At 57.8% G+C, this 20,600-nt stretch carries 17 protein-coding genes, 3 tRNA genes and 1 pseudogene; 2 read left to right on the forward strand and 19 right to left on the reverse strand.

The window, feature by feature from the left end; translation table 11 throughout:
* Window positions 1-141: 141 nt before the first annotated feature.
* The 4 genes and pseudogenes from IB250_RS29120 to IB250_RS25900 all read right to left on the reverse strand — a co-directional run.
* Window positions 142-1,281 (reverse strand): annotated as a pseudogene (locus tag IB250_RS29120) (HAMP domain-containing protein); the annotation flags it as partial.
* Between the two features lie 372 nt (window positions 1,282-1,653).
* Window positions 1,654-2,490, reverse strand: coding sequence for a regulatory signaling modulator protein AmpE (gene ampE, locus IB250_RS25890; RefSeq protein WP_063341580.1), 837 nt, complete (start codon window positions 2,488-2,490; stop codon window positions 1,654-1,656).
* Window positions 2,491-2,492: 2 nt separating this feature from the next.
* The gene (gene ampD / locus IB250_RS25895) at window positions 2,493-3,062 is read right to left on the reverse strand and encodes a 1,6-anhydro-N-acetylmuramyl-L-alanine amidase AmpD (protein ID WP_192346317.1); all 570 of its coding nucleotides are present in this window, start codon (window positions 3,060-3,062) and stop codon (window positions 2,493-2,495) included.
* Window positions 3,063-3,126: 64 nt separating this feature from the next.
* A complete protein-coding gene (locus tag IB250_RS25900; RefSeq protein ID WP_192346319.1) occupies window positions 3,127-5,334 on the reverse strand; it encodes a DUF1631 domain-containing protein in 2,208 nt (735 codons plus the stop codon).
* 364 nt (window positions 5,335-5,698) lie between these two features.
* Here IB250_RS25900 and nadC point away from each other — a divergent pair, with 364 nt between their 5' ends.
* Window positions 5,699-6,547, forward strand: coding sequence for a carboxylating nicotinate-nucleotide diphosphorylase (gene nadC, locus IB250_RS25905; protein WP_192346321.1), 849 nt, complete (start codon window positions 5,699-5,701; stop codon window positions 6,545-6,547).
* 114 nt (window positions 6,548-6,661) lie between these two features.
* Here the strand turns inward: nadC and IB250_RS25910 are convergent, their stop codons facing one another.
* Window positions 6,662-6,967, reverse strand: a complete 306-nt coding sequence (locus IB250_RS25910) for a DUF6388 family protein (RefSeq protein WP_008067218.1) — start codon at window positions 6,965-6,967, stop codon at window positions 6,662-6,664.
* 303 nt (window positions 6,968-7,270) lie between these two features.
* Between IB250_RS25910 and IB250_RS25915 the strand changes: the two genes are divergently transcribed.
* Window positions 7,271-7,699 carry a hypothetical protein gene (locus IB250_RS25915; RefSeq protein ID WP_123498889.1) on the forward strand — a complete coding sequence of 143 codons (429 nt, stop codon included), beginning with the start codon at window positions 7,271-7,273 and terminating at the stop codon, window positions 7,697-7,699.
* An 8-nt stretch (window positions 7,700-7,707) separates the two neighbouring features.
* Here IB250_RS25915 and IB250_RS25920 read toward each other — a convergent pair.
* From IB250_RS25920 to folP, 14 genes are all read right to left on the reverse strand, one after another.
* Window positions 7,708-7,783 (reverse strand) — tRNA-Thr (locus IB250_RS25920).
* Between the two features lie 245 nt (window positions 7,784-8,028).
* A complete protein-coding gene (pnp, locus tag IB250_RS25925; protein ID WP_052965657.1) occupies window positions 8,029-10,134 on the reverse strand; it encodes a polyribonucleotide nucleotidyltransferase in 2,106 nt (701 codons plus the stop codon).
* 195 nt (window positions 10,135-10,329) lie between these two features.
* On the reverse strand, window positions 10,330-10,599 hold the full coding sequence (gene rpsO, locus IB250_RS25930) for a 30S ribosomal protein S15 (RefSeq protein ID WP_003176135.1): 270 nt from the start codon (window positions 10,597-10,599) through the stop codon (window positions 10,330-10,332).
* Window positions 10,600-10,741: 142 nt separating this feature from the next.
* On the reverse strand, window positions 10,742-11,659 hold the full coding sequence (gene truB / locus IB250_RS25935) for a tRNA pseudouridine(55) synthase TruB (protein ID WP_007900465.1): 918 nt from the start codon (window positions 11,657-11,659) through the stop codon (window positions 10,742-10,744).
* Window positions 11,660-11,662: 3 nt separating this feature from the next.
* The gene (rbfA, locus tag IB250_RS25940) at window positions 11,663-12,064 is read right to left on the reverse strand and encodes a 30S ribosome-binding factor RbfA (RefSeq protein ID WP_007900467.1); all 402 of its coding nucleotides are present in this window, start codon (window positions 12,062-12,064) and stop codon (window positions 11,663-11,665) included.
* 159 nt (window positions 12,065-12,223) lie between these two features.
* Window positions 12,224-14,749, reverse strand: a complete 2,526-nt coding sequence (gene infB, locus IB250_RS25945) for a translation initiation factor IF-2 (protein WP_192346323.1) — start codon at window positions 14,747-14,749, stop codon at window positions 12,224-12,226.
* A gap of 27 nt (window positions 14,750-14,776) precedes the next feature.
* The gene (gene nusA / locus IB250_RS25950) at window positions 14,777-16,258 is read right to left on the reverse strand and encodes a transcription termination factor NusA (protein WP_007900474.1); all 1,482 of its coding nucleotides are present in this window, start codon (window positions 16,256-16,258) and stop codon (window positions 14,777-14,779) included.
* Between the two features lie 47 nt (window positions 16,259-16,305).
* A complete protein-coding gene (gene rimP / locus IB250_RS25955) occupies window positions 16,306-16,764 on the reverse strand; it encodes a ribosome maturation factor RimP (RefSeq protein WP_010463487.1) in 459 nt (152 codons plus the stop codon).
* A 138-nt stretch (window positions 16,765-16,902) separates the two neighbouring features.
* Window positions 16,903-16,979, reverse strand: a tRNA-Met gene (locus IB250_RS25960).
* A 96-nt stretch (window positions 16,980-17,075) separates the two neighbouring features.
* Window positions 17,076-17,161: transfer RNA gene (locus IB250_RS25965), tRNA-Leu, on the reverse strand.
* 22 nt (window positions 17,162-17,183) lie between these two features.
* A complete protein-coding gene (gene secG, locus IB250_RS25970) occupies window positions 17,184-17,567 on the reverse strand; it encodes a preprotein translocase subunit SecG (protein ID WP_030128079.1) in 384 nt (127 codons plus the stop codon).
* A gap of 4 nt (window positions 17,568-17,571) precedes the next feature.
* Complete coding sequence (tpiA, locus tag IB250_RS25975) at window positions 17,572-18,327, reverse strand: triose-phosphate isomerase (protein WP_192346325.1); 756 nt, start codon at window positions 18,325-18,327, stop codon at window positions 17,572-17,574.
* A gap of 66 nt (window positions 18,328-18,393) precedes the next feature.
* Window positions 18,394-19,731 (reverse strand): phosphoglucosamine mutase, encoded by a 1,338-nt coding sequence (gene glmM, locus IB250_RS25980; protein ID WP_192346327.1) that lies wholly within the window; start codon window positions 19,729-19,731, stop codon window positions 18,394-18,396.
* A 16-nt stretch (window positions 19,732-19,747) separates the two neighbouring features.
* Window positions 19,748-20,599: a dihydropteroate synthase gene (gene folP, locus IB250_RS25985; RefSeq protein WP_192346329.1), complete on the reverse strand. Its 852-nt coding sequence runs from the start codon at window positions 20,597-20,599 to the stop codon at window positions 19,748-19,750.
* Window position 20,600 lies beyond the last annotated feature (1 nt).

The following is a 20,600-nucleotide window of genomic DNA, read 5'->3' on the forward strand; positions in this document are numbered from 1 at the left end:
GGTGGCGACCTGCTCGATCTGCGTGCGTTGCCCCGCTACCGCCTGATTGCTCTGGGCGGACACGTTTTCGACCTGGCCGGCCTGGCGCTCGACCTCACTGACGGTCTGGCCCACGCGCTCGATCAGGTCATGGATCTTCTTCACGGTGCCGGTGAATACCTCACCCAACTCGCCCAGTTCATCGCGGCTGTTGGCGCTGAAGGTCACGGTCATGTCGCCGGCCGCCACCTTATCCATCACCGCGCCAAGCCGCTTGAGGGTGGTGCGGGTCGAGGCGTAGAAACCGCCATAGAGGTAAAAAATCAACACAAACACCACCGTCAGCGCCACTGCCTGCAGGATCATGTGAGTGCGGTGCTGCTCCAGCCGCTGCTGCAACTGGGTACCGAGAAACTTCAGGGTGGCTTCGTTGAGTTGGTAGGTCTGGTCGATCAGGCCTGTGACCTGATCGTAAAAGGCCTGCCACGGTGCATCGAGGGTATCAGCCATCACCACCTGTTCTTCGAACAGTTCACTGGCCTTTTTCAGGGAAGCCTTGCTGCTTTCCGCCTGGGCGGCCAAGGTTTCGTGCGCCGCTTTACTGGAGCCCAGAGCATCCTGCAATTTCAGACCGTATTCGGCTTGAAGCTTTTCGATCTGCGCCAGCAATTCATCGAAACGGGTGCTTGACGCCGAATTGAGAAAGCCCTGTCCCAACGAGTAAGAGCCCATCGCCCGGCCTTCGCCAAGCGTCTGGGTGACGGCTGGCGTGACGTTGGTGATGAGCTCGCTCAGCTGACGCATGTCGCTCTGACTGTCGCGGCTCAGTCCGGCCTGACTGGCAATGATCTGGCTGAAAATCTGCGCGTTTGCGAGCAACTTGCCGATCAGCGCACTTTTGCTTTGCAGGGAGGTTTCCGTTTGCTGGGCCTTGAACGCGGCGATCATTTCATCGCGCTTGCCATCGAAAAAGGTGATTTGTTCCGGGTCAGTGGTCATCGCCGCCAGCCCTTGCAAACGGGTCAGCACGCTTTGCTCCAGAGCGCTGATATTCGACTCGACATGACCGGCCTTGCCGGACTGGCCAAGGGTAACGTTGATCTGCACCAGGTTGTTCAGGGTTTCCAGATCCCGGCGCAGGCTCAGGCCGCTGCCCAGCAGGTCGAGGCTCTGCAGCTCGACCCGAGTGCCCTGGAATTCGCGATAGGAATCGCGCACCAGATAGAAGTTGGTCACCAGCATCGGCACGAGGAACAGCACGCTGATCAGGCTGAACTTCATGCCGAAGCTCAAGCGGTTCATCAGCGCGACGGCGGGATAGAGCAAGCTCTTCACTGTGAAGTCTCCCTTTGAATTCTTATTTTTATGGCAGGCGCGCAGAGACAGCAGATAGCCACTATTGGCGCTATCTCTGTATAGCCTAAATCGGCGGAGGGTTTTGTAACTTAAGGTTAACGACAGACACGCAGCCTTGTAGCAGCTGGCGAAGCCTGCGTTCGGCTGTAGCAGCTGTCGAGCCCCAGCGAGGCTGCGTTCGGCTGCGAAGCAGTCGTAAAGTCATCCAATGCGGTGTTTCAGGTAAACCAAGGTGATTGGAATGACGACTGCTTCGCAGCCGAACGCAGGCTTCGCCAGCTGCTACAGGGCTGCGATCTTTTCGATTCAAAGCAGAAATCAGGACAAAACAGTCCACAACGCAAACCCGGCATACCAAAGCACCGCCGCGCGCAGCAGCAGTTCCCAGATCCGGTCGAGGCTGTTGATACCGTCCGGCCCGACCATCGGCGCCGGAATTTCACCGGCCACCAACCCGACTTTCTCGATCAGTTGGGCGGCGCTGATGTTCCAGTTCAGCAGCTCGTGCAGCATCACCCGGCCGACCGCGACAAAGTTGCCGACCAGCGCAAAACTCGCCGCTAGCAGTCGCACCGGTACCCAATCGAATGCATGACGCAGCTGTGCCGCTCGCTCGACCACGGCCGGGTTCTGCCCGTGCTCCTCGGCCAGCGCCAGCAGTCGATAGCTCAACGCGGCAACCGGGCCCAGCAGGAAGTACCAGAAGATCACCGCGAAAAAGCTCTGATAGGCCTGCCACAGCAGATGCCCTTCAACTCGCTCCAGCAGTTGCTCGCCGCTGTCGGCGCAAATATTCAGGTCGCGTTTGGCCACATGGGCGGCGGCTTGCAGGTCTTCCCGGCGCCAGGCATCGCGAAACGGCCCGAGGCCGGCCAGCAGATCACCTCGGCCCAGACTGTAAATCACCACCAGCAGGTGCACCGGTAACGCCAGCAAACCGTAGGCTACCGGCTCCAGCACCACCAACAGCAAACCCAGCAGCGCCACCGGCAACAACACCAGCACCACCAGTATCAGCCACGGACGGTTTGTCATGCGTGGGTTGGCTTCAAGCTTGTTCAGCTCGCGCACCCAACCGCCATCACGTTGAACCTGATGGCGCAGGGCCGAGAACTTCTCGATCCACACCGCCAATAGCAGCACCAGAAAACTCATTGTTACTCCTTTTTTTCCAGAGCAGCTTTTGCCAGAGACACGCGATAGCGTGCCCAGTCAAACGCCGGCCCCGGATCAGTCTTGCGCCCGGGTGCGATGTCGCTATGCCCGCAGATGCGTTGTGCGGTGATACCCGTAAAGGCGCTTTGCAGCTGTCGCGTCAGGGCCGTCAACGCTTGATATTGGGCGTCGGTGAACGGCAGATCATCCGTGCCTTCGAGCTCGATGCCCACGGAAAAATCGTTACAGGTTTCCCGTCCTTCGAAACACGAGACGCCAGCGTGCCAGGCGCGCTCAAGACAAGAGACAAACTGAGTGACGGTGCCGTCACGTTCAATCAGAAAGTGCGCAGACACCCGCAGGTCGGCAATTCCTGCAAAGTAGGGATGTTCCGTGACATCCAGACGATTCTGGAAAAATTCCTGCACCTTGCCGGTCAGAAACTGCGCTGGCGGCAGACTGATGTTGTGGATCACCAGCAGGGAAATTTCGCCCTCGGGGCGCGCATTGAAGTTGGGCGAGGGGCATATGCGCACGCCCTGACACCAACCGCTCGCGGGGTCCAACTGCATACAGGTTCCTTCAACGACGACTGTGTTGGTGCCCAGTATGCCGCGATAGACCCTCGGCGCGCGATCACTTGCCGCGATTGAGACGCCGCAGGTTGCCCAACACCGATTCCAGCGCCCGGTCGAACAGCAAGGTGTCGTCCAGCGTTCGCACCGCGCCACGCCGGAACTCCAGGGCCAGACCGGTGCGACTGTGCTCCAGCACCTTCATCCCGGTACGGTTGACGAAGATGTACTTGTCGGTGGCTTCAATGATCGCCGCCAGCTTGCAGCGCAGGGTGTTTTCCTCATCTTCCTGAAACTCGACCCAGCAGCCCAGGCGCAACTGATCGACTTGAAGCAAAGCGACATCGTCCTGGGGCAAACGCATCGATGCGGTCTCGACCGGGCCTTCGTCAGCGCTGCGAAGCACGATTTGCTGCTGCACCTGGACCATCATCGGTGCGTCAACAGCCATGCTTTTCTGGCCCGGACGTTCGAACAGCTGCACATGCAAAGCTTCCAGTTTGCTGAAAAACTCGCCGGTGGCGAACGGATCGAATGCCGAGCTATTCAAACCATCGCGCAACGACTTGAGCAACCCCGGTACCAGCGACAACAAGCGCAGACTCGCGTCGGGCTCGTCATGGCGCTGCACGCTCCAGATCAGTTGCGCCATGGTCTGCACATCGGCGTGCCATTCGGCGGACTGATCACCGTGCTTGAGGCAGGTCAGCAACAGCACCTTGCTCCAGGCCTCCTGGACAAACGCCACCACACTGTGCGGCAGCACCTTGCCCACCAACGCCTGGTTCAGCGCTTGCTCCACGCGTTGACGCGCCAGTTCGGTCCTGGCGCGGCCTTCTTCGGCGTCACGGGTGCGTTGTTCGAGTAATTCGCTGCGACGGCGCTCGTCACTGGTGAAGGCGAGAAAATCCGCCAGCAATTCGGAAAAGATTGCCGGGTCATCGACAAAGTCGTTCAACAAGCGCTGCACCACTTGCTCGATGCGCAGGTACAGGCTGTCGCGCTCATGGTCATCACACTCACCCCAGCCCATGGCTGCAGCGGCGATTTCGTTGAGTAAACGCCGGGCCGGATGGCTGCTGCGGCTGAAAAAGCTCTTGTCGAGCACCGCGACTTTCAGCATCGGTATCTGCAAACGGCCGATCAGCGCCTTGAGCGAGTCCGGCAGGTTACGGTCATCGAGGATGCATTCGAAGAGCATGGCGATCAGGTTGATCACGTCTTCGTCGGCCACCCCCACCACGCGCGACTTGCCGCTTTTGACACTGCCCCGGGTCAGCAGTTGTTCGAGCTGGTTACGCAGATCGAAGTCGTCTGGTGCCGCCAGCGCCGGTACGTATTGCTGCAAATGCGAGAGCAGGCGCAGCAGGTCGCGGGTTGAGATGGGCTGGGTCTGGGCGCTGACCTCCAGGGTCGGCGCAACGCTGCCACGCACGTGGAACAGCAATTCCTGCAAGGCGGCGAAGACTTCCTGCACGCCTTCGTCAATCTGCGTATTGCCAGTTCGCACGCCTGTCTCGGTGGGGTCAGCACGAACACTCGCAGCCGCCCGATCGGTGGCACGCCGCGTCGGGGCGGGCTTGAGGTCCGGCAGCACGCCGGTGGCGATCAGCAGTTGATTGGCTTCAGCGTAGAGCTGATCAGCATTGCTGAGCACATAGCGTTCGAACAGCTTGAGAATGATCAGCTTGACCTTGATCTCCATCCCCAGGTTGCGCCCGGCCTGCAAGAAATACTCGCAGAGCAGCGTAGGCCCCAGGGGGTTGTGCTGTTCGACCAGCGTCTTGCCCAGCAGTGTACTGAGTCGGGCGGTGAGCTGGTCAAGGGCGAAGCCGTCGCGATTCAGCACTTTGCCGACCATGGCCTCCACCGCCACATTGCGCTCCATGTCATCATTGGGCATCGCTGCCGAGGCATCGAACATCAATGCCCGGGGCAAGGCAGCCGGGGAAATGTTGTACTGCGCGAGGCTAACGAAGGCCTCGAAGAATTGCTCGAGAAAACCGCGTTCGATGCTTTTGCGCTTGAGGCGCAAGTCGCGCATGGCTTCGAAGAAGATGTTTTGCTCGACGTCGTTGCGGGCGCGGTCGGCCATTTCGAACAGGGTGTCGTCGGCGTTATCGAACAGCGCCTGCAAACCTTGCTTGAGCTGTTGAGCAGCCTTGTCGCGAACCTGAAGCAGAATCACGGGCAGGCGGGCGAGCGGCGAGTGAGTCGCCTGGTCGGTAGCGGCCTTGTGCAAAGGCACTACATTCCCGTCGTTGTGCATCCAAGCCTCCTGAAACGGTGATTCTTCGGTTCGGTTCGTAAGAAAGATCGAGTACGCCGGCCATACAGCCGACACTCAACGGGGACAGTCACCACCCGTTGTCATTCAATAGTAAGGAATCCAAAGCTACGTCAAAGCTATGACGTCAAATGCAAGGCGGATTATCTGCAAAAGACCTTCTTTGTGCCAGCAGACTCTGCCCTTCCCCAAGAAATAGACGTTATGAGAGAGACCTTTGCTTAGCACTGATCGCTCGCGCCAATCGACCAAATGCAGGTTTGCTAACGATGGAATGGTCGTTGATGCCTTGGGTTGCCTCGCAGCATGGCCCTATAATCGGGCCACTTTGTTTGTGGAGCCCGTTATGCCGAATCTACGTCTCGCCGATTTGACCGCCGAAATCGAAGCCAACGTGCGCCGTGCGTTGCTCGAGGACATCGGCAGCGGCGACATCACCGCGCAACTGATCCCGGCCGAACGCCTGGCCAAAGCCACCATCATCACCCGCGATGAGGCTGTTATTGCTGGCACCGCGTGGGTGGATGCGGTTTTCCGGCAATTGGACCCGCGGGTTGCCGTTCATTGGCAAGTGCGCGACGGCGAACGGGTCAAACCCAATCAGGTGCTATTCCATCTCGAAGGCCCGGCGCGCTCGCTGCTGACGGGTGAACGCAGTGCATTGAATTTTTTGCAAATGCTTTCCGGCGTGGCCACTCGTGCGCAGTACCTGGCCGATTTCGTCGCCGAGACCCAGGTGAAGTTGCTCGACACCCGCAAAACCCTGCCGGGGCTGCGCCTGGCCCAGAAATACGCCGTAACCTGCGGCGGTTGCCACAATCATCGCATCGGCCTGTATGACGCCTTCCTGATCAAGGAAAACCATATCGCCGCCTGCGGTGGCATTCCTGAAGCTATCTACGCCGCACACAAGATCGCCCCGGGCAAACCGGTGGAGATCGAAGTGGAAAGCCTGGAGGAACTGAAGGAAGCACTGGCGGCCGGTGCCGACATCATCATGCTCGATGAGCTGAGCCTGGATGACATGCGCGAAGCTGTGCGCTTGAACGCCGGCAAGGCAAAACTGGAAGCCAGCGGTGGTATCAACGAAAGCACGTTGCTGCCAATCGCCGAAACCGGGGTGGATTATATTTCGATTGGTGCGATGACCAAGGATGTGAAGGCTGTGGACCTGTCGATGCGTTTAAGCCTCTGATTGAGAAAACGTACATTTCAAATGTGGGAGCGGTCTTGCTCGCGAAGAGGGCGTGTCAGTCGACGCAATTGTCGCCTGACTCACCGCTTTCGCGAGCAAGCCCGCTCCCACAGGTCAGACCACCAGATTGTTCATCTCGCAGTACTCTTCCCACTCGACGCCCAAAACCTCGGCCGCCTCCTTGTGCAGCGCCAGGCGCGCAGCCTCGTACTCTTCCGGGCTTGAGGTGTACTTGAGCGTCAGCTCCCACGGCTGCAAGCCCTGGGATTCAGCCTCATCCTCGAACGCCCACTGAATCTGGTCTTTCTGATCGTCGGCGGGCAGGTCCTTGATCTCTTCCATCAATTCGTGCGCGTCTAGCGCGTACTTTTTGAGGGCTTCTTCGTGTCTGGCTTCTTGGGTCAATTCTTTAACGGTCATGGCGTTCTCGCTGATCTGGGGAATGGAAGATGGATCTGGATCATCAAGGATCTCTCTGACGCAGAAAAACCGTTTGAAGCCCGGTTTGTCTGGCCTTCAGAACCATTCGGGATCATCTGAAAACTGCTGGGCGATGCTCATGCAGACAACGAATATAGGACGTTTTGTCGATGAATTACACGGGTCTTTACATCTATCCCATAAAAAGCCACGTGCATAAGGAGCAGGAGGCTTTAGGAACATAAGTTGAAATCCAAAGTCATAGCGATGTGCCATATCGGCACTTCACAAGGAACCCCAGTGATGCGCAGTTTTTCGAAGCTTTTGTCTGCCCAGCTTGCCACCGCTACCCTGCTGCTTGGCAGCCTGACATTGGCCAGTGCCGCTCAAGCGGCTGTCGAAGTCACCTCTGACCCTGCGTTGTACTCCGACAAAATCTGCGCCCTCCACAATTCGTTCGGCAAGGACACACTCGTCAGAACCAGCGTCAGCATCGATGATCTGGAGAGCCTGCAAAAAACCGTGAAGGCCAATGCCACCGAACTGGAAAGCCAGAAGCGCACCCTCAGCGAGCAGGCCCGTCAAATCGAAGAACTCAAACGCAACAACGGCTCCAGCTCAAGCTCGAACAACAGCGAAATCTCGAGCCTCAAACGGGAAATCAGTGATCAGGAGCGCGCGATGGATCAGCTCAAGCGCACAGTTGAGGATTTGAGCAGAAAGGTGAAATAAGCGAGAAGTGGTGCCCGAGACAGGAATCGAACCTGCGACCTTCGCGTTACGAGTGCGCTGCTCTACCGGCTGAGCTACACGGGCTGTGGGCTAAACCTAGCACTGGCTTCGGGGTCCGGCAACTTGGCGCACCGCAAAATCAAAAGATCGCAGCCTGCGGCAGCTCCTACAGCTTCGATGTACGCCGCCATATCGTGGATGAACAGAATCTCGGGTAGGAGCTGCCGAAGGCTGCGATCTTTTGATCTTTCTGCACACAAAAAAAATGCCCCGCCGTTTTCACGGCGGGGCATTTTTTATAACGTTGAAGCGGTCAAGCGTGGATGTGATTAAACACCCGAAGCCTTGGCTGCTGCTACGTCTTTGATGGAAAGCTTGATACGGCCGCGGTTGTCCACGTCCAGTACCAGTACTTCCACTTCCTGGCCTTCTTTCAGGATGTCGGTCACTTTCTCAACGCGAGCATCGCTCAGCATCGAGATGTGAACCAGACCGTCCTTGCCCGGCAGGATGTTGACGAATGCGCCGAAGTCGACGATGCGCTCAACCTTACCGACATAGATCTTGCCGATCTCGGCTTCCGCGGTGATGCCCAGAACGCGCTGACGCGCAGCTTCTGCAGCTTCCTTGGTTTCGCCGAAGATCTTGATCGAACCGTCGTCTTCGATATCGATCGAAGCCTTGGTTTCCTCACAGATCGCACGAATGGTCGCGCCGCCTTTACCGATGACATCACGGATTTTGTCGGTGTCGATTTTCATCGCGATCATGGTCGGAGCGTTTTCCGACAGCTCGGTACGCGACTGGCCAATGATCTGGTTCATCTGACCGAGGATATTCAGGCGCGCTTCCAGGGCTTGGCCCAGAGCGATTTCCATGATTTCTTCGGTGATGCCCTTGATCTTGATGTCCATCTGCAGCGCGGTAACACCTTTGGCGGTACCCGCTACTTTGAAGTCCATGTCGCCGAGGTGATCTTCGTCGCCCAGGATGTCGGTCAGGACAGCGAATTTCTCGCCTTCTTTAACCAGACCCATGGCGATACCGGCAACCGGTGCCTTCATCGGAACGCCAGCATCCATCAGAGCCAGGGAAGCGCCGCAGACCGAAGCCATGGAGCTCGAACCGTTGGACTCGGTGATTTCCGACACAACACGAATGGTGTACGGGAACACGTCGGCAGCAGGCAGCATGGCCTGAACCGAACGACGAGCCAGACGGCCGTGACCGATTTCGCGACGACCAGCGCCACCCATGCGACCACACTCACCTACCGAGAACGGAGGGAAGTTGTAGTGCAGCATGAACGGGTCTTTTTTCTCGCCTTCCAGGGTGTCCAGCAGTTGTGCGTCACGGGCAGTACCCAGCGTCGCGACTACCAGGGCCTGGGTTTCGCCACGGGTGAACAGTGCCGAACCGTGGGTCTTCGGCAGAACGCCGACTTCGATGTTCAGCGGACGTACGGTCTTGGTGTCGCGACCGTCGATACGTGGCTTGCCGTTAACGATGTTTTCGCGAACGGTGCGGTATTCGATTTCACCGAAAGCCGCTTTGACTTCAGCGGAAGTCGGCTGACCTTCTTCACCGGACAGGTTGGCAACAACCTGGTCTTTCAGCTCGCCCAGACGTGCATAACGGTCGGCTTTGACGGTAATGGTGTAAGCCTGGGAGATCGCCTCGCCGAACTCGGCACGGATAGCGCCCAGCAGTGCGGTGGCTTCTGGCTGAGGAGCCCAGGTCCAGGTTGGCTTGGCGGCTTCAGCGGCCAGTTCCTTGACGGCGTTGATTACCACCTGGAACTCGTCATGAGCAAACAGTACAGCGCCCAGCATCTGGTCTTCGGTCAGCTCTTTGGCTTCCGATTCAACCATCAACACGGCTTCCGAAGTACCGGCAACGACCATGTCCAGGCTCGAAGCTTTCAGTTGTTCGTAAGTCGGGTTCAGCAGGTAACCGGTGCTTTCATGGAACGCAACGCGGGCAGCGCCGATCGGGCCATCGAAAGGAATGCCGGAGATGGCTAGCGCAGCCGAGGTACCGATCATCGCAGCGATGTCCGGATCGGTCTTTTTGCTGGTGGAAACGACGGTGCAGACAACCTGCACTTCGTTCATGAAGCCTTCTGGGAACAGCGGACGGATCGGACGGTCGATCAGTCGGGAAGTCAGGGTTTCTTTCTCGGAAGGACGGCCTTCACGCTTGAAGAAACCGCCAGGGATCTTACCGGCAGCGTAAGTCTTTTCCTGGTAGTGAACGGACAGAGGGAAGAAGCCCTTGCCTGGATCGGCTTGTTTGGCACCGACTACGGTCACCAATACGCTGACGTCGTCGTCAACGGTGACCAATACTGCGCCGGAGGCCTGACGGGCGATACGGCCAGTCTCGAGGGTAACGGTCGACTGACCGAACTGGAATTTTTTGATTACCGGGTTCACGGTGTCCTACCTTCTTTTGTGGCTCTTGGGGAACTTGTCTTCTTGCGAAATTCTTGGGCAATGTCGGGAATCGGCCCAACGCCTGTCCAGGGTAAAACGTATATCCAGATAAAACTTGAGGCTGGGAGCCTGCCATGTACCGGCGGGAAACCCGCTGGCACACAGCAAACAACCAACCTCTAGCGCAATCGCTTATTAGCGACGCAGACCCAGGCGACCGATCAGAGCCTGGTAACGGCCCAGATCCTTGCCTTTCAGGTAGTCCAGCAGCTTACGGCGCTGGTTTACCATGCGGATCAGACCACGACGGGAGTGGTGATCTTTACCGTTGGCCTTGAAGTGACCTTGCAGCTTGTTGATGTTGTGGGTCAGCAGTGCAACTTGCACTTCTGGCGAACCAGTGTCACCAACAGCTTGCTGGTAGTCAGCTACGATTTGAGCTTTTTCTTGAACGTCGAGAGCCATGAGGCAATCCTTTTATCAGGAAACTGTTTCAAAGAAACAGCTTCAACAGGCCAGGGACAAATCCCTGTATCTATAAATGAGTAGTGACCGTGCCTGTTAACAGCCACACTCGCCGACCTGCTGTTACACAGGCCGGTTCCGGTCATTCTGACCGAATCAGTCGACGTGGCGCGATGCGCCCGTCTTCGCTCACTTCACCGATACCGATGAAACGACCGTTGTGATCCTGTACCCGTACCATGCCGAACTTCGGTGCATCCGGGGCGCGTACCGGTTGGCCGTTAAGCCAGTAGAACGCGCTGTGCTCCGAGAAATGCAACAGTGGCCAGTCCAGCAGGCCGCTGTCCGATGGCATCAGAAAGCGGTCGACCGCTTCGTTGCCGCCTTCGGCATGTACCGCTTCAAGCTCTTCCAGAGTGACGGTCTGTGCAAGCGTGAAAGGCCCGGCCTGGGTACGTCGCAATTCAGCCACGTAAGCGCCACAACCGAGTTGCTCACCGATATCCTCCACCAGGGTGCGGATATAGGTGCCTTTGCTGCAATCCACCGCAAGCCGCGCAGTATCACCCTCAAAGGCCAGTAATTCCAAGCGCGCAATAGTAACAGAACGCGGTTCACGCTCCACTACTTCGCCTGCACGGGCCAGCTTGTACAGCGGCTGGCCATCACGCTTGAGCGCCGAGTACATCGGCGGTATCTGACTGATTTGCCCGCGAAATTTCGGCAGCACAGCTTCGATATCGGCGCGACCAACGGTCACCGGGCGTTCCAGCAAAACTTCACCTTCGGCATCGGCCGTGGTGGTGGTCTTGCCCAGTTGCGCCAGGGTTTCATAACCCTTGTCGGAATCGAGCAAGTATTGCGAGAACTTGGTGGCCTCGCCAAAGCACAACGGCAGCACGCCGGTGGCCAGCGGATCGAGACTGCCGGTGTGCCCGGCCTTCTCGGCATTGAGCAACCAGCGAACCTTCTGCAATGCCGCGTTGGAGGTGAACCCCAGCGGCTTGTCGAGCAGGATGATGCCGCTGACGTTACGACGGATACGTTTGACCTGAGCCACCGATTACTCCTTGGCGTCTTCGGGTTCAGCCGCTACCGGGTGCTGATTGTCTTCAGCCACCGCACGCTCGATCAGGGCCGACAGGTGCGCGCCACGCACGACGCTTTCGTCGTAATGGAAGTGCAACTGCGGAACGCTGCGCAACTTCATTTCGCGAGCCAACTGCATACGCAGGAAACCGGCGGCTGAGTTGAGCACCTTGATGCTTTGCGCGATGTCGTCGCGGCTGTCCTGGCCCATCACGGTGATGAAGATCTTGGCGTGACCGACGTCACGGCTGACTTCAACAGCGGTAATGGTGACCAGGCCGACACGCGGGTCTTTGACTTCACGACGGATCAGCTGTGCCAGCTCACGCTGCATCTGATCGCCGATACGTTGGGTACGGCTGTATTCTTTTGCCATGTCTTGTTACCTGTTACTGCCCCACGGTGAAACCCGAGGGGTCTGAAAGCGGCAAACGCCCGGCCTGACAAAAGCCAGACCGGGCGTTGCGTTTAGAGTCCGGACGTTGCGCCGCGCATCTGCATGCAGCGGCTCATCGTGGCCCTTGAAGTGCGCGAGTTAGAGGCTGCGAGCAACCTGAACCTTCTCGAAGACTTCGATCTTGTCGCCGACCTTGACGTCGTTGTAGCTCTTCACGCCGATACCGCATTCCATGCCGGCACGTACTTCGGAAGCGTCATCCTTGAAGCGGCGCAGGGATTCCAGCTCGCCTTCGAAGATAACGATGTCTTCACGCAGTACACGGATTGGACGGTTACGGTGAACAACACCTTCGATAACCATGCAACCGGCGATCGCACCAAACTTCGGCGAACGGAACACGTCACGCACTTCAGCGGTACCCAGGATGTTCTCGCGAACATCGCTGCCCAGCATACCGGTGAGGGCTTTCTTGACGTCTTCGATGATGTCGTAGATCACGTTGTAGTAACGCATATCCAGACCTTCCTGCTCGACGATCTTGCGAGCGCCAGCATCGGCACGCACGTTGAAGCCGAACAGTACAGCGTTGGAGGCCAGTGCCAGGTTGGCGTCGGATTCGGTGATACCACCGACACCGCCACCGACCACACGCACTTGCACTTCGTCGTTACCCAGGCCATTCAAGGCACCGTTCAACGCTTCCAGCGAACCACGGACGTCGGATTTGAGGACGATGTTGAGCGTCTTCTTCTCTTCCTGACCCATGTTCTCGAAGATGTTTTCAAGCTTGCCAGCGTGAGCACGGGCCAGTTTGACTTCGCGGAACTTGCCTTGACGGAACAGAGCCACTTCACGGGCTTTCTTCTCGTCGGCAACAACGCTCATCTCGTCGCCAGCGTCCGGGGTACCGTCCAGGCCGAGAATCTCGACAGGGATGGAAGGACCGGCGTCCTTGATTGGCTTGCCGTTCTCGTCGAGCATGGCGCGAACGCGGCCATAGTTCGAACCGACCAGCACCATGTCGCCTTGGCGCAGGGTACCGTCTTGAACCAGAACGGTTGCAACCGGGCCACGACCTTTGTCGAGACGCGATTCAACCACAACGCCACGGCCAGGAGCCGAAGGGGTCGCTTTCAGTTCGAGAACTTCAGCTTGCAGCAGAACAGCTTCGAGCAACTCGTCCACGCCAGTACCGACTTTCGCCGAAACCGATACGAACGGGGTGTCGCCGCCCCACTCTTCCGAGGTCACGCCGTGAACCGACAATTCGCTACGGATGCGATCGAGATCGGCGCCCGGCTTGTCGATTTTGTTCACTGCAACAACCAGCGGAACACCAGCAGCCTTGGCGTGCTGAACGGCTTCAACGGTCTGCGGCATTACGCCGTCGTCCGCTGCAACCACCAGGATCACGATGTCGGTCGCCTTGGCACCACGGGCACGCATGGCGGTAAACGCGGCGTGACCAGGGGTGTCGAGGAAGGTGACCATGCCGCGTTCGGTTTCAACGTGGTACGCACCGATGTGCTGGGTGATACCACCGGCTTCGCCAGCAGCTACCTTGGCACGACGGATGTAGTCGAGCAGCGAGGTCTTACCGTGGTCAACGTGGCCCATTACGGTCACAACCGGTGCACGGGAGAACGCTTCACCTTCAAACTTCAGGGACTCGGCCAGGGAATCTTCCAGGGCGGTGTCGCTGACCAGGGTCACTTTGTGGCCCAGCTCTTCGGCAACCAGTTGGGCAGTTTCCTGATCCAGTACCTGGTTGATGGTCGCTGGAGTTCCCAGTTTGAACATGAACTTGATGATTTCAGCAGCCTTGACCGACATCTGCTGGGCGAGATCGCCAACAGTGATGGTCTCGCCGATCTTCACTTCGCGCACAACAGGGCCGGTTGGGCTCTGGAAACCGTGGGCGTTGCGTTTCTTCAGCTTGGCCTTGCCGCGACCACCACGACGGAAGCCATCGCTTTCTTCGTCGGTAGTACGTGGCGCAACACGTGGAGCAGGCGCTTTTTCCTTGACCGAAGCACGATGCGGAGCGTTTTTGCGCTCGCCATCGCCACTGCCACGACGATTGGCATCGTCGGCACGTGGTTTGTCCGGACGACGCTGTTCGTCGCGTTTACGAGTGTCGGCCGCTGGTGCTGGTGCAGCTGCAACAACCGGCGCGCTTTCACGCACTGGTTCGGCAACTGCAGCAGGCGCTGCAACGGCGTCGTTAGTAGCGGTTTGCGCAGCAGCAGGCTGGCGACGCGCTTCTTCTTCGGCGCGACGCTTGGCTTCTTCTTCAGCCTTCTGACGAGCAGCATTTTCTACTGCGCGGCGTTCTTCCAGTTCGCGTTTACGCTCGGCTTCGATTTCTTCCGGGCTGCGTTGTACGAAGACTTTCTTCTTGCGTACTTCAACGCTGATGCTCTTGCTACCAGCAACACGCAGGGTGCTGGTGGTTTTGCGCTGCAATGTAATCTTGCGCGGTTCTTCCACTTTCGCCTTGTGGCTGCTCTTCAAGTGAGTCAGCAAAGACTGCTTCTCACTATCGCTCACACCTTCATCGGCGGCGGTGTGCGGCAGACCTGCCTCACGCATCTGCTGCAACAGGCGCTCTACCGGTGTTTTGACCTCATCGGCCAGTTGTTTCACCGTGACTTGCGTCATGCACTTCTCTCCTCAGGCCGCGCCTAATTACTCGAACCAATGGGCTCGGGCGGCCATGATCAACTTGCCGGCACGATCATCGTCAATGCCGTCGATGTCGAGCAGGTCGTCAATAGACTGCTCGGCCAGGTCTTCGCGGGTAATTACGCCGCGCACCGCCAGTTCCATCGCCAAATCCTTGTCCATACCCTCAAGCGAGAGCAGGTCTTCGGCCGGATGGGCGTCTGCCAGCTTTTCCTCAGTAGCGATGGCTTTAGTCAACAAACGATCCTTGGCGCGAGCGCGAAGCTCGTTGACGGTTTCTTCGTCAAAGCCGTCGATGTTGAGCATTTCTTCCAACGGTACGTAGGCAATCTCTTCCAGGCTGGTGAAGCCTTCATCTACCAGCACCTGTGCCAGGTCTTCGTCGACTTCCAGCTCGTCGATGAAGTTGCGCAGGATGTCGCCGGTTTCTGCTTGCTGCTTAGCCTGGATGTCCGATTCGGTCATCACGTTCAGGGTCCAGCCAGTCAACTGGCTAGCCAGACGCACGTTCTGACCACCGCGACCGATGGCCTGAGCCAGATTGTCTGCGCCAACGGCGATATCCATTGCATGGGCATCTTCGTCAACGATAATTGCCGCCACTTCAGCTGGCGACATTGCATTGATCACGAACTGCGCCGGGTTATCGTCCCACAGAACGATATCCACACGCTCACCGCCCAACTCGCCGGACACTGCCTGGACGCGCGAACCGCGCATACCGATGCAAGCGCCTTGCGGGTCAATGCGTTTGTCCTTGGAGCGGACCGCGATCTTGGCGCGCGAACCCGGGTCGCGGGACGCAGCCATTACTTCGATCAGGCCTTCAGCGATTTCCGGCACTTCGATGCGGAACAACTCGATCAGCATTTCCGGCGCGGTACGCGACAGGATCAACTGAGGGCCGCGGTTCTCGGTGCGGATTTCCTTGAGCAGCGCACGCAGACGCACGCCAACCCGGAAGGTTTCGCGAGAAATGATGTCTTCACGGGCCAGCAACGCTTCAGCGTTATTGCCCAGGTCGACGATCACGTTGTCGCGGGTGACTTTCTTCACGGTGCCGGAGATGATTTCCCCCAGGCGCTCGCGGTAGGCGTCGACGACTTGAGCACGCTCGGCTTCGCGAACTTTCTGCACGATGACTTGCTTGGCAGTCTGTGCAGCAATGCGGCCGAACTCGATGGATTCGATCTTTTCTTCGACAACATCGCCGACCTTGGCGCCAGGATGCGTTTCGGCAACCTTGCTTGGCCAGGTTTCGATGGCCGGATCGTCCAGGTCTGCTTCTTCGACGACCGTCCAGCGACGGAATGTCTCGTAAGCACCGGTGTGGCGATTGATTTCCACACGCAGATCGACTTCGTCCTCAAAACGCTTTTTGGTAGCAGTGGCCAGAGCCAGCTCCAGCGCTTCAAAAATTACGTTTGCCGGTACGCCTTTTTCATTGGATACCGACTCAACAACCAGCAGTACTTCTTTGCTCATCGTACGCCTCGCCTTTCGCAAGCCATTGGATCCGCGGGATCCGCGTCTCAGTCAAAACTGGGAATAATGTTGGCCTTGTCGATCATATCGATCGGCAACAGGAACTCATGGTCTTCAACCTGCACCACGACATCCTGCTCTTCTACACCGCGCAGAAGGCCCTGAAAGTTGCGCCGACCTTCAAAAGGCGAGCGCAGCTTGATCTTCACTTGTTCACCGGCAAATTTTGCAAACTGCTCAATAGTGAACAGTGGGCGTTCCATGCCAGGCGAGGAAACTTCAAGGGTGTATTCAACGGCGATCGGATCTTCAACATCCAGTACACCGCTGATCTGACGGCTGACGATGGCACAATCGTCCACCAGCACGCCGCCCTCTTTATCAATATAAACGCGCAACATTGAGTGGCGACCTTGAGCCGAAAACTCAATACCCCAGCATTCATAGCCTAGGGCCACGACCACCGGGGCCAGCAAGGCCTGCAACTCTTCTAGCTTGCTCGACACCTGAACCCCCTCGTGCATGTATGTGCATGCTGTGCAAAATAAAAAAATGGGCGAAACGCCCATCCTTGAAACGCCGTTGAACAGCGGCGTTGAAAGTGTCCAGCTAACAAAAAGCCCCTGAAAAGGGGCTCCTTAAACTGGTTGCGGGGGCCGGATTTGAACCGACGACCTTCGGGTTATGAGCCCGACGAGCTACCAGACTGCTCCACCCCGCGACAAAGCTGGGGCGGAAGTATACGACCGATCCCTGACAGGGTCAATGTAACCTTCCACCTACAAGAAAGCCCGCAACAGCGGGCTCTCCTGATAATTGGTACCGAGAAGGGGACTCGAACCCCTACACCCTATGGGCACAACCACCTCAAGGTTGCGTGTCTACCAATTCCACCACCTCGGCAATACTACGTTTGAAACCCTTCTTACTTCTGCTCTTGAGCTGGAGGCACGTCAGTCGCTGGAGTAGCCGACTTTTGCTCTTGAAGCACCGGGACATCATCAGAAGCCGGTTGTTGCTTTGGAACTTCCAACACTGCTGGATTTGGCAAACCTACTTGAGTCAGCTCATGAGCCTTCTCTTTAGCAAAGTAACCTAACCCCAAGCTGGTTATGAAGAAACCGGCGGCAAGTATAGCAGTAAACTTACTAAGAAAGGTAGAGGAACCTTGGCTTCCGAACACAGTATTTGAAGCACCTGCTCCGAAAGACGCGCCAGCATCCGCACCTTTACCCTGCTGCAGCAAAACCAGAGCAACTACGCCCAATGCACCCAGCAGATGAAAAACGACTACGACTGTTTCCAGCATTTTTTCAGTTTCCCGCGGCGCGACAAATCGCACCGAACTCATCTGCATTCAGGGAAGCTCCACCAATGAGCCCCCCATCGATATCCGGCATGCCGAACAGTTCGACCGCATTGGCCGCCTTCACGCTGCCGCCGTATAGAAGCCGCACACCTTGCGCGACCTCAGAATTCTCTGCCGCCAACTGAGCGCGAATGGCTGCATGCACATCCTGCGCCTGTTGCGGCGAAGCAGTCAGCCCGGTGCCAATGGCCCAGACCGGCTCGTAAGCGATTACTGCCTTTGCAAAGACGCCTACACCCAGCTCCTCAATGATACTGCCAAGCTGACGCCCGACAACCTCAAGAGTTTTTCCAGCTTCGCGCTCTTCAAGGGTCTCCCCTACGCACAACACCGGAATCAAGCCACATGCCTGCGCCGCTGCGAACTTGCGAATCAGCATTCCATCCTGCTCGCCCATTATCTGGCGGCGCTCAGAGTGCCCGACAAGCACCAGGGAACAACCTGCATCCACCAATTGACTCGGCGCAACTTCACCGGTCAATGCACCTTGCATGGATTCCACTGCAGAATTCTGCGCGCCGACTGAAATCGACTTACCTTTCAAGCCATCAATCACTTGATTGATATGCAAGCAAGGCGGGAATACCGCGACATCAACACCGCTTGGCAAGGCCAGATGACTAAGGCCATTGATCAGCTCAGCGACGCTGGCGCGGGTACCGTGCATCTTCCAGTTACCAGCTACCATAGGGCGACGCATGCTGTACCTCGTCGGTCAAAGTGGGCGCAGATGTTACCCAACACAATCATGGCTGGCAAGCCGAAATCAGACAGAAACTTCAGTTACCAGTTTTGCCAGCTCTTCGGCGTAACCGCGAACCTGCGTTTCGTCCTCGCCCTCGACCATGACCCGCACCAGCGGCTCTGTCCCGGACTTGCGCAACAGCACGCGCCCACGACCGGCCATCGCCTGGGTGACACGGTCACTGGCCTCCTTGACTTTCGGATGCTCGAGCGGACTCGCACCACCACCAAACCGGACATTGATCAGCACTTGAGGACACTTGCGCAGCGCCTGACGGGACTGAGCCAGGCCTTCTGTGCGTCTCTTCAGCGCCATCAACACCTGCAACGCAGCAATGATCGCATCACCAGTAGTGGTGTGACTGAAGCACACAATGTGCCCCGAATTTTCCCCACCCACCTGCCAATCACGCTCCAGCAACTCGGAGATCACGTAACGGTCGCCAACGTTGGCGCGCACAAAAGGAATCGCCAGATCAGCCAGGGCCAATTCCAGCCCCAGGTTACTCATCAGCGTACCGACCACACCGCCCTGCAACTTGCCGCGCTCTTGCAGATCGCGAGCAATGATGAACAACAGCTCGTCGCCGTCGACGACAGTGCCGGTGTGATCAACCATCTGGACCCGGTCACCATCACCGTCAAAGGCAATACCCAAATCGGCGTGCTCGGCCAATACGGCAGCTTGCAGCGGTTCCATATGGGTCGAACCGCAATTTTCATTGATGTTCAGGCCATTAGGATGAGCAGAAAGCACAACGACATCGGCCCCCAGCTCACGGAACACACTAGGCGCCACTTTATAGGTCGCACCATGGGCACAATCGATCACGATTTTCAGCCCGGCAAAACTGGTACCGGCCGGGACGCTGCTCTTGCAGAATTCGATATAACGGCCCGAGGCATCGTTGATTCGCGATACCTTGCCGATCTTGCTCGACTCAACCACGGTCATAGGGGTGTCGAGCAACTCTTCAATCATCAACTCGACTTCATCCGGAAGCTTGGTGCCCTTCCCGGAGAAAAATTTGATGCCGTTGTCGTCATGAGGGTTGTGCGAAGCGCTGATCACGATGCCGGCTTCAGCATGAAAGGTACGTGTCAGATAGGCGATGGCCGGCGTAGGCATCGGCCCCAGGAGCATCACATCAGCACCTGCCGAGGTCAGCCCGGCCTCAAGCGCCGACTCGAACATGTAACCGGAGATCCGGGTGTCCTTGCCCACGAGCACCTTGCAGGCACCCATGCTGCGAAATGCCATGCCTGCCGCCCAGCCAAGCTTGAGCATGAAATCAGGAGTAATCGGGTATTCACCGACGCGACCACGAATGCCGTCGGTGCCAAAGTATTTCTTGCTCATAAGTACTCCATCATTCTTATTCGGCTGATTCTACGGCGGCGATCATCCGCACCACATCAACGGTTTCGGCCACATCATGGACGCGCAATATACGCGCACCCTTGATTGAAGCCAGCGCCGCGAGCGCCAAACCGCCATGCAGGCGCTCTCCCACCGGCCGATTCAAGGCGTGCCCGATCATGCTCTTTCGCGAAACCCCCACCAACAGGGGCCGCCCCAAGGCATGCAAGGCCTCCATATGCTTAAACAAGCTCAGGTTGTGCTGCAAGGTTTTCGCGAAGCCGAAGCCCGGATCGAGAATGATCCGCTCAGCGGGAATGCCCACCGACGCGCACTGAACCATGCGCTCAGCGAGAAACTCGCCGACCTCTTTCGTCACATCCTGGTACTGCGGATTGTCCTGCATGTCGCCCGGCTCACCGAGCATATGCATCAGACATACCGGCAAGCCGGTGGCCGCTGCCGCATCCAGAGCGCCATCTCGACGCAACGAACGCACATCATTGATCAAACCCGCCCCCAGCCTTGCGGTTTCACGCATAACTGCCGGCGTGGAGGTATCGACCGAGATGATCACATCGAGTTCACGACTGATGCGCTCAACGATAGGCGCTACCCGCTCGAGCTCTTCAAGCGGTGAAACCGCCCTGGCACCCGGGCGAGTCGATTCACCACCAACGTCGATCAGCGTCGCGCCAGCCGCCACCATCGCCTCAGCATGGCGCAGGGCCGCATCCAGCTGACTGTATCGGCCGCCGTCGGAAAAGGAGTCGGGAGTGACATTGAGAATGCCCATGACATGCGTCTGGGCCAAATCAAGAACCCGGTTGCCGCAAGGCAACCGGGTCGAGGACTGAACAGAAGTCATT

This window comes from Pseudomonas sp. PDM09 (genome assembly GCF_014852305.1).
GTDB lineage: Bacteria > Pseudomonadota > Gammaproteobacteria > Pseudomonadales > Pseudomonadaceae > Aquipseudomonas.

Bases quoted from the DNA above. Each gene is read 5' to 3' on its own strand.
- folP (WP_192346329.1), bottom strand. From the start codon at position 20,599: ATGACTTCTGTTCAGTCCTCGACCCGGTTGCCTTGCGGCAACCGGGTT.
- IB250_RS25915 (WP_123498889.1), top strand. From the start codon at position 7,271: ATGCGCAGTTTTTCGAAGCTTTTGTCTGCCCAGCTTGCCACCGCTACC.
- tpiA (WP_192346325.1), bottom strand. From the start codon at position 18,327: ATGCGTCGCCCTATGGTAGCTGGTAACTGGAAGATGCACGGTACCCGC.
- IB250_RS25910 (WP_008067218.1), bottom strand. From the start codon at position 6,967: ATGACCGTTAAAGAATTGACCCAAGAAGCCAGACACGAAGAAGCCCTC.
- rpsO (WP_003176135.1), bottom strand. From the start codon at position 10,599: ATGGCTCTCGACGTTCAAGAAAAAGCTCAAATCGTAGCTGACTACCAG.
- nusA (WP_007900474.1), bottom strand. From the start codon at position 16,258: ATGAGCAAAGAAGTACTGCTGGTTGTTGAGTCGGTATCCAATGAAAAA.
- IB250_RS25900 (WP_192346319.1), bottom strand. From the start codon at position 5,334: ATGCACAACGACGGGAATGTAGTGCCTTTGCACAAGGCCGCTACCGAC.
- ampE (WP_063341580.1), bottom strand. From the start codon at position 2,490: ATGAGTTTTCTGGTGCTGCTATTGGCGGTGTGGATCGAGAAGTTCTCG.
- secG (WP_030128079.1), bottom strand. From the start codon at position 17,567: ATGCTGGAAACAGTCGTAGTCGTTTTTCATCTGCTGGGTGCATTGGGC.
- nadC (WP_192346321.1), top strand. From the start codon at position 5,699: ATGCCGAATCTACGTCTCGCCGATTTGACCGCCGAAATCGAAGCCAAC.
- ampD (WP_192346317.1), bottom strand. From the start codon at position 3,062: ATGCAGTTGGACCCCGCGAGCGGTTGGTGTCAGGGCGTGCGCATATGC.
- glmM (WP_192346327.1), bottom strand. From the start codon at position 19,731: ATGAGCAAGAAATACTTTGGCACCGACGGCATTCGTGGTCGCGTCGGT.
- rbfA (WP_007900467.1), bottom strand. From the start codon at position 12,064: ATGGCAAAAGAATACAGCCGTACCCAACGTATCGGCGATCAGATGCAG.
- infB (WP_192346323.1), bottom strand. From the start codon at position 14,749: ATGACGCAAGTCACGGTGAAACAACTGGCCGATGAGGTCAAAACACCG.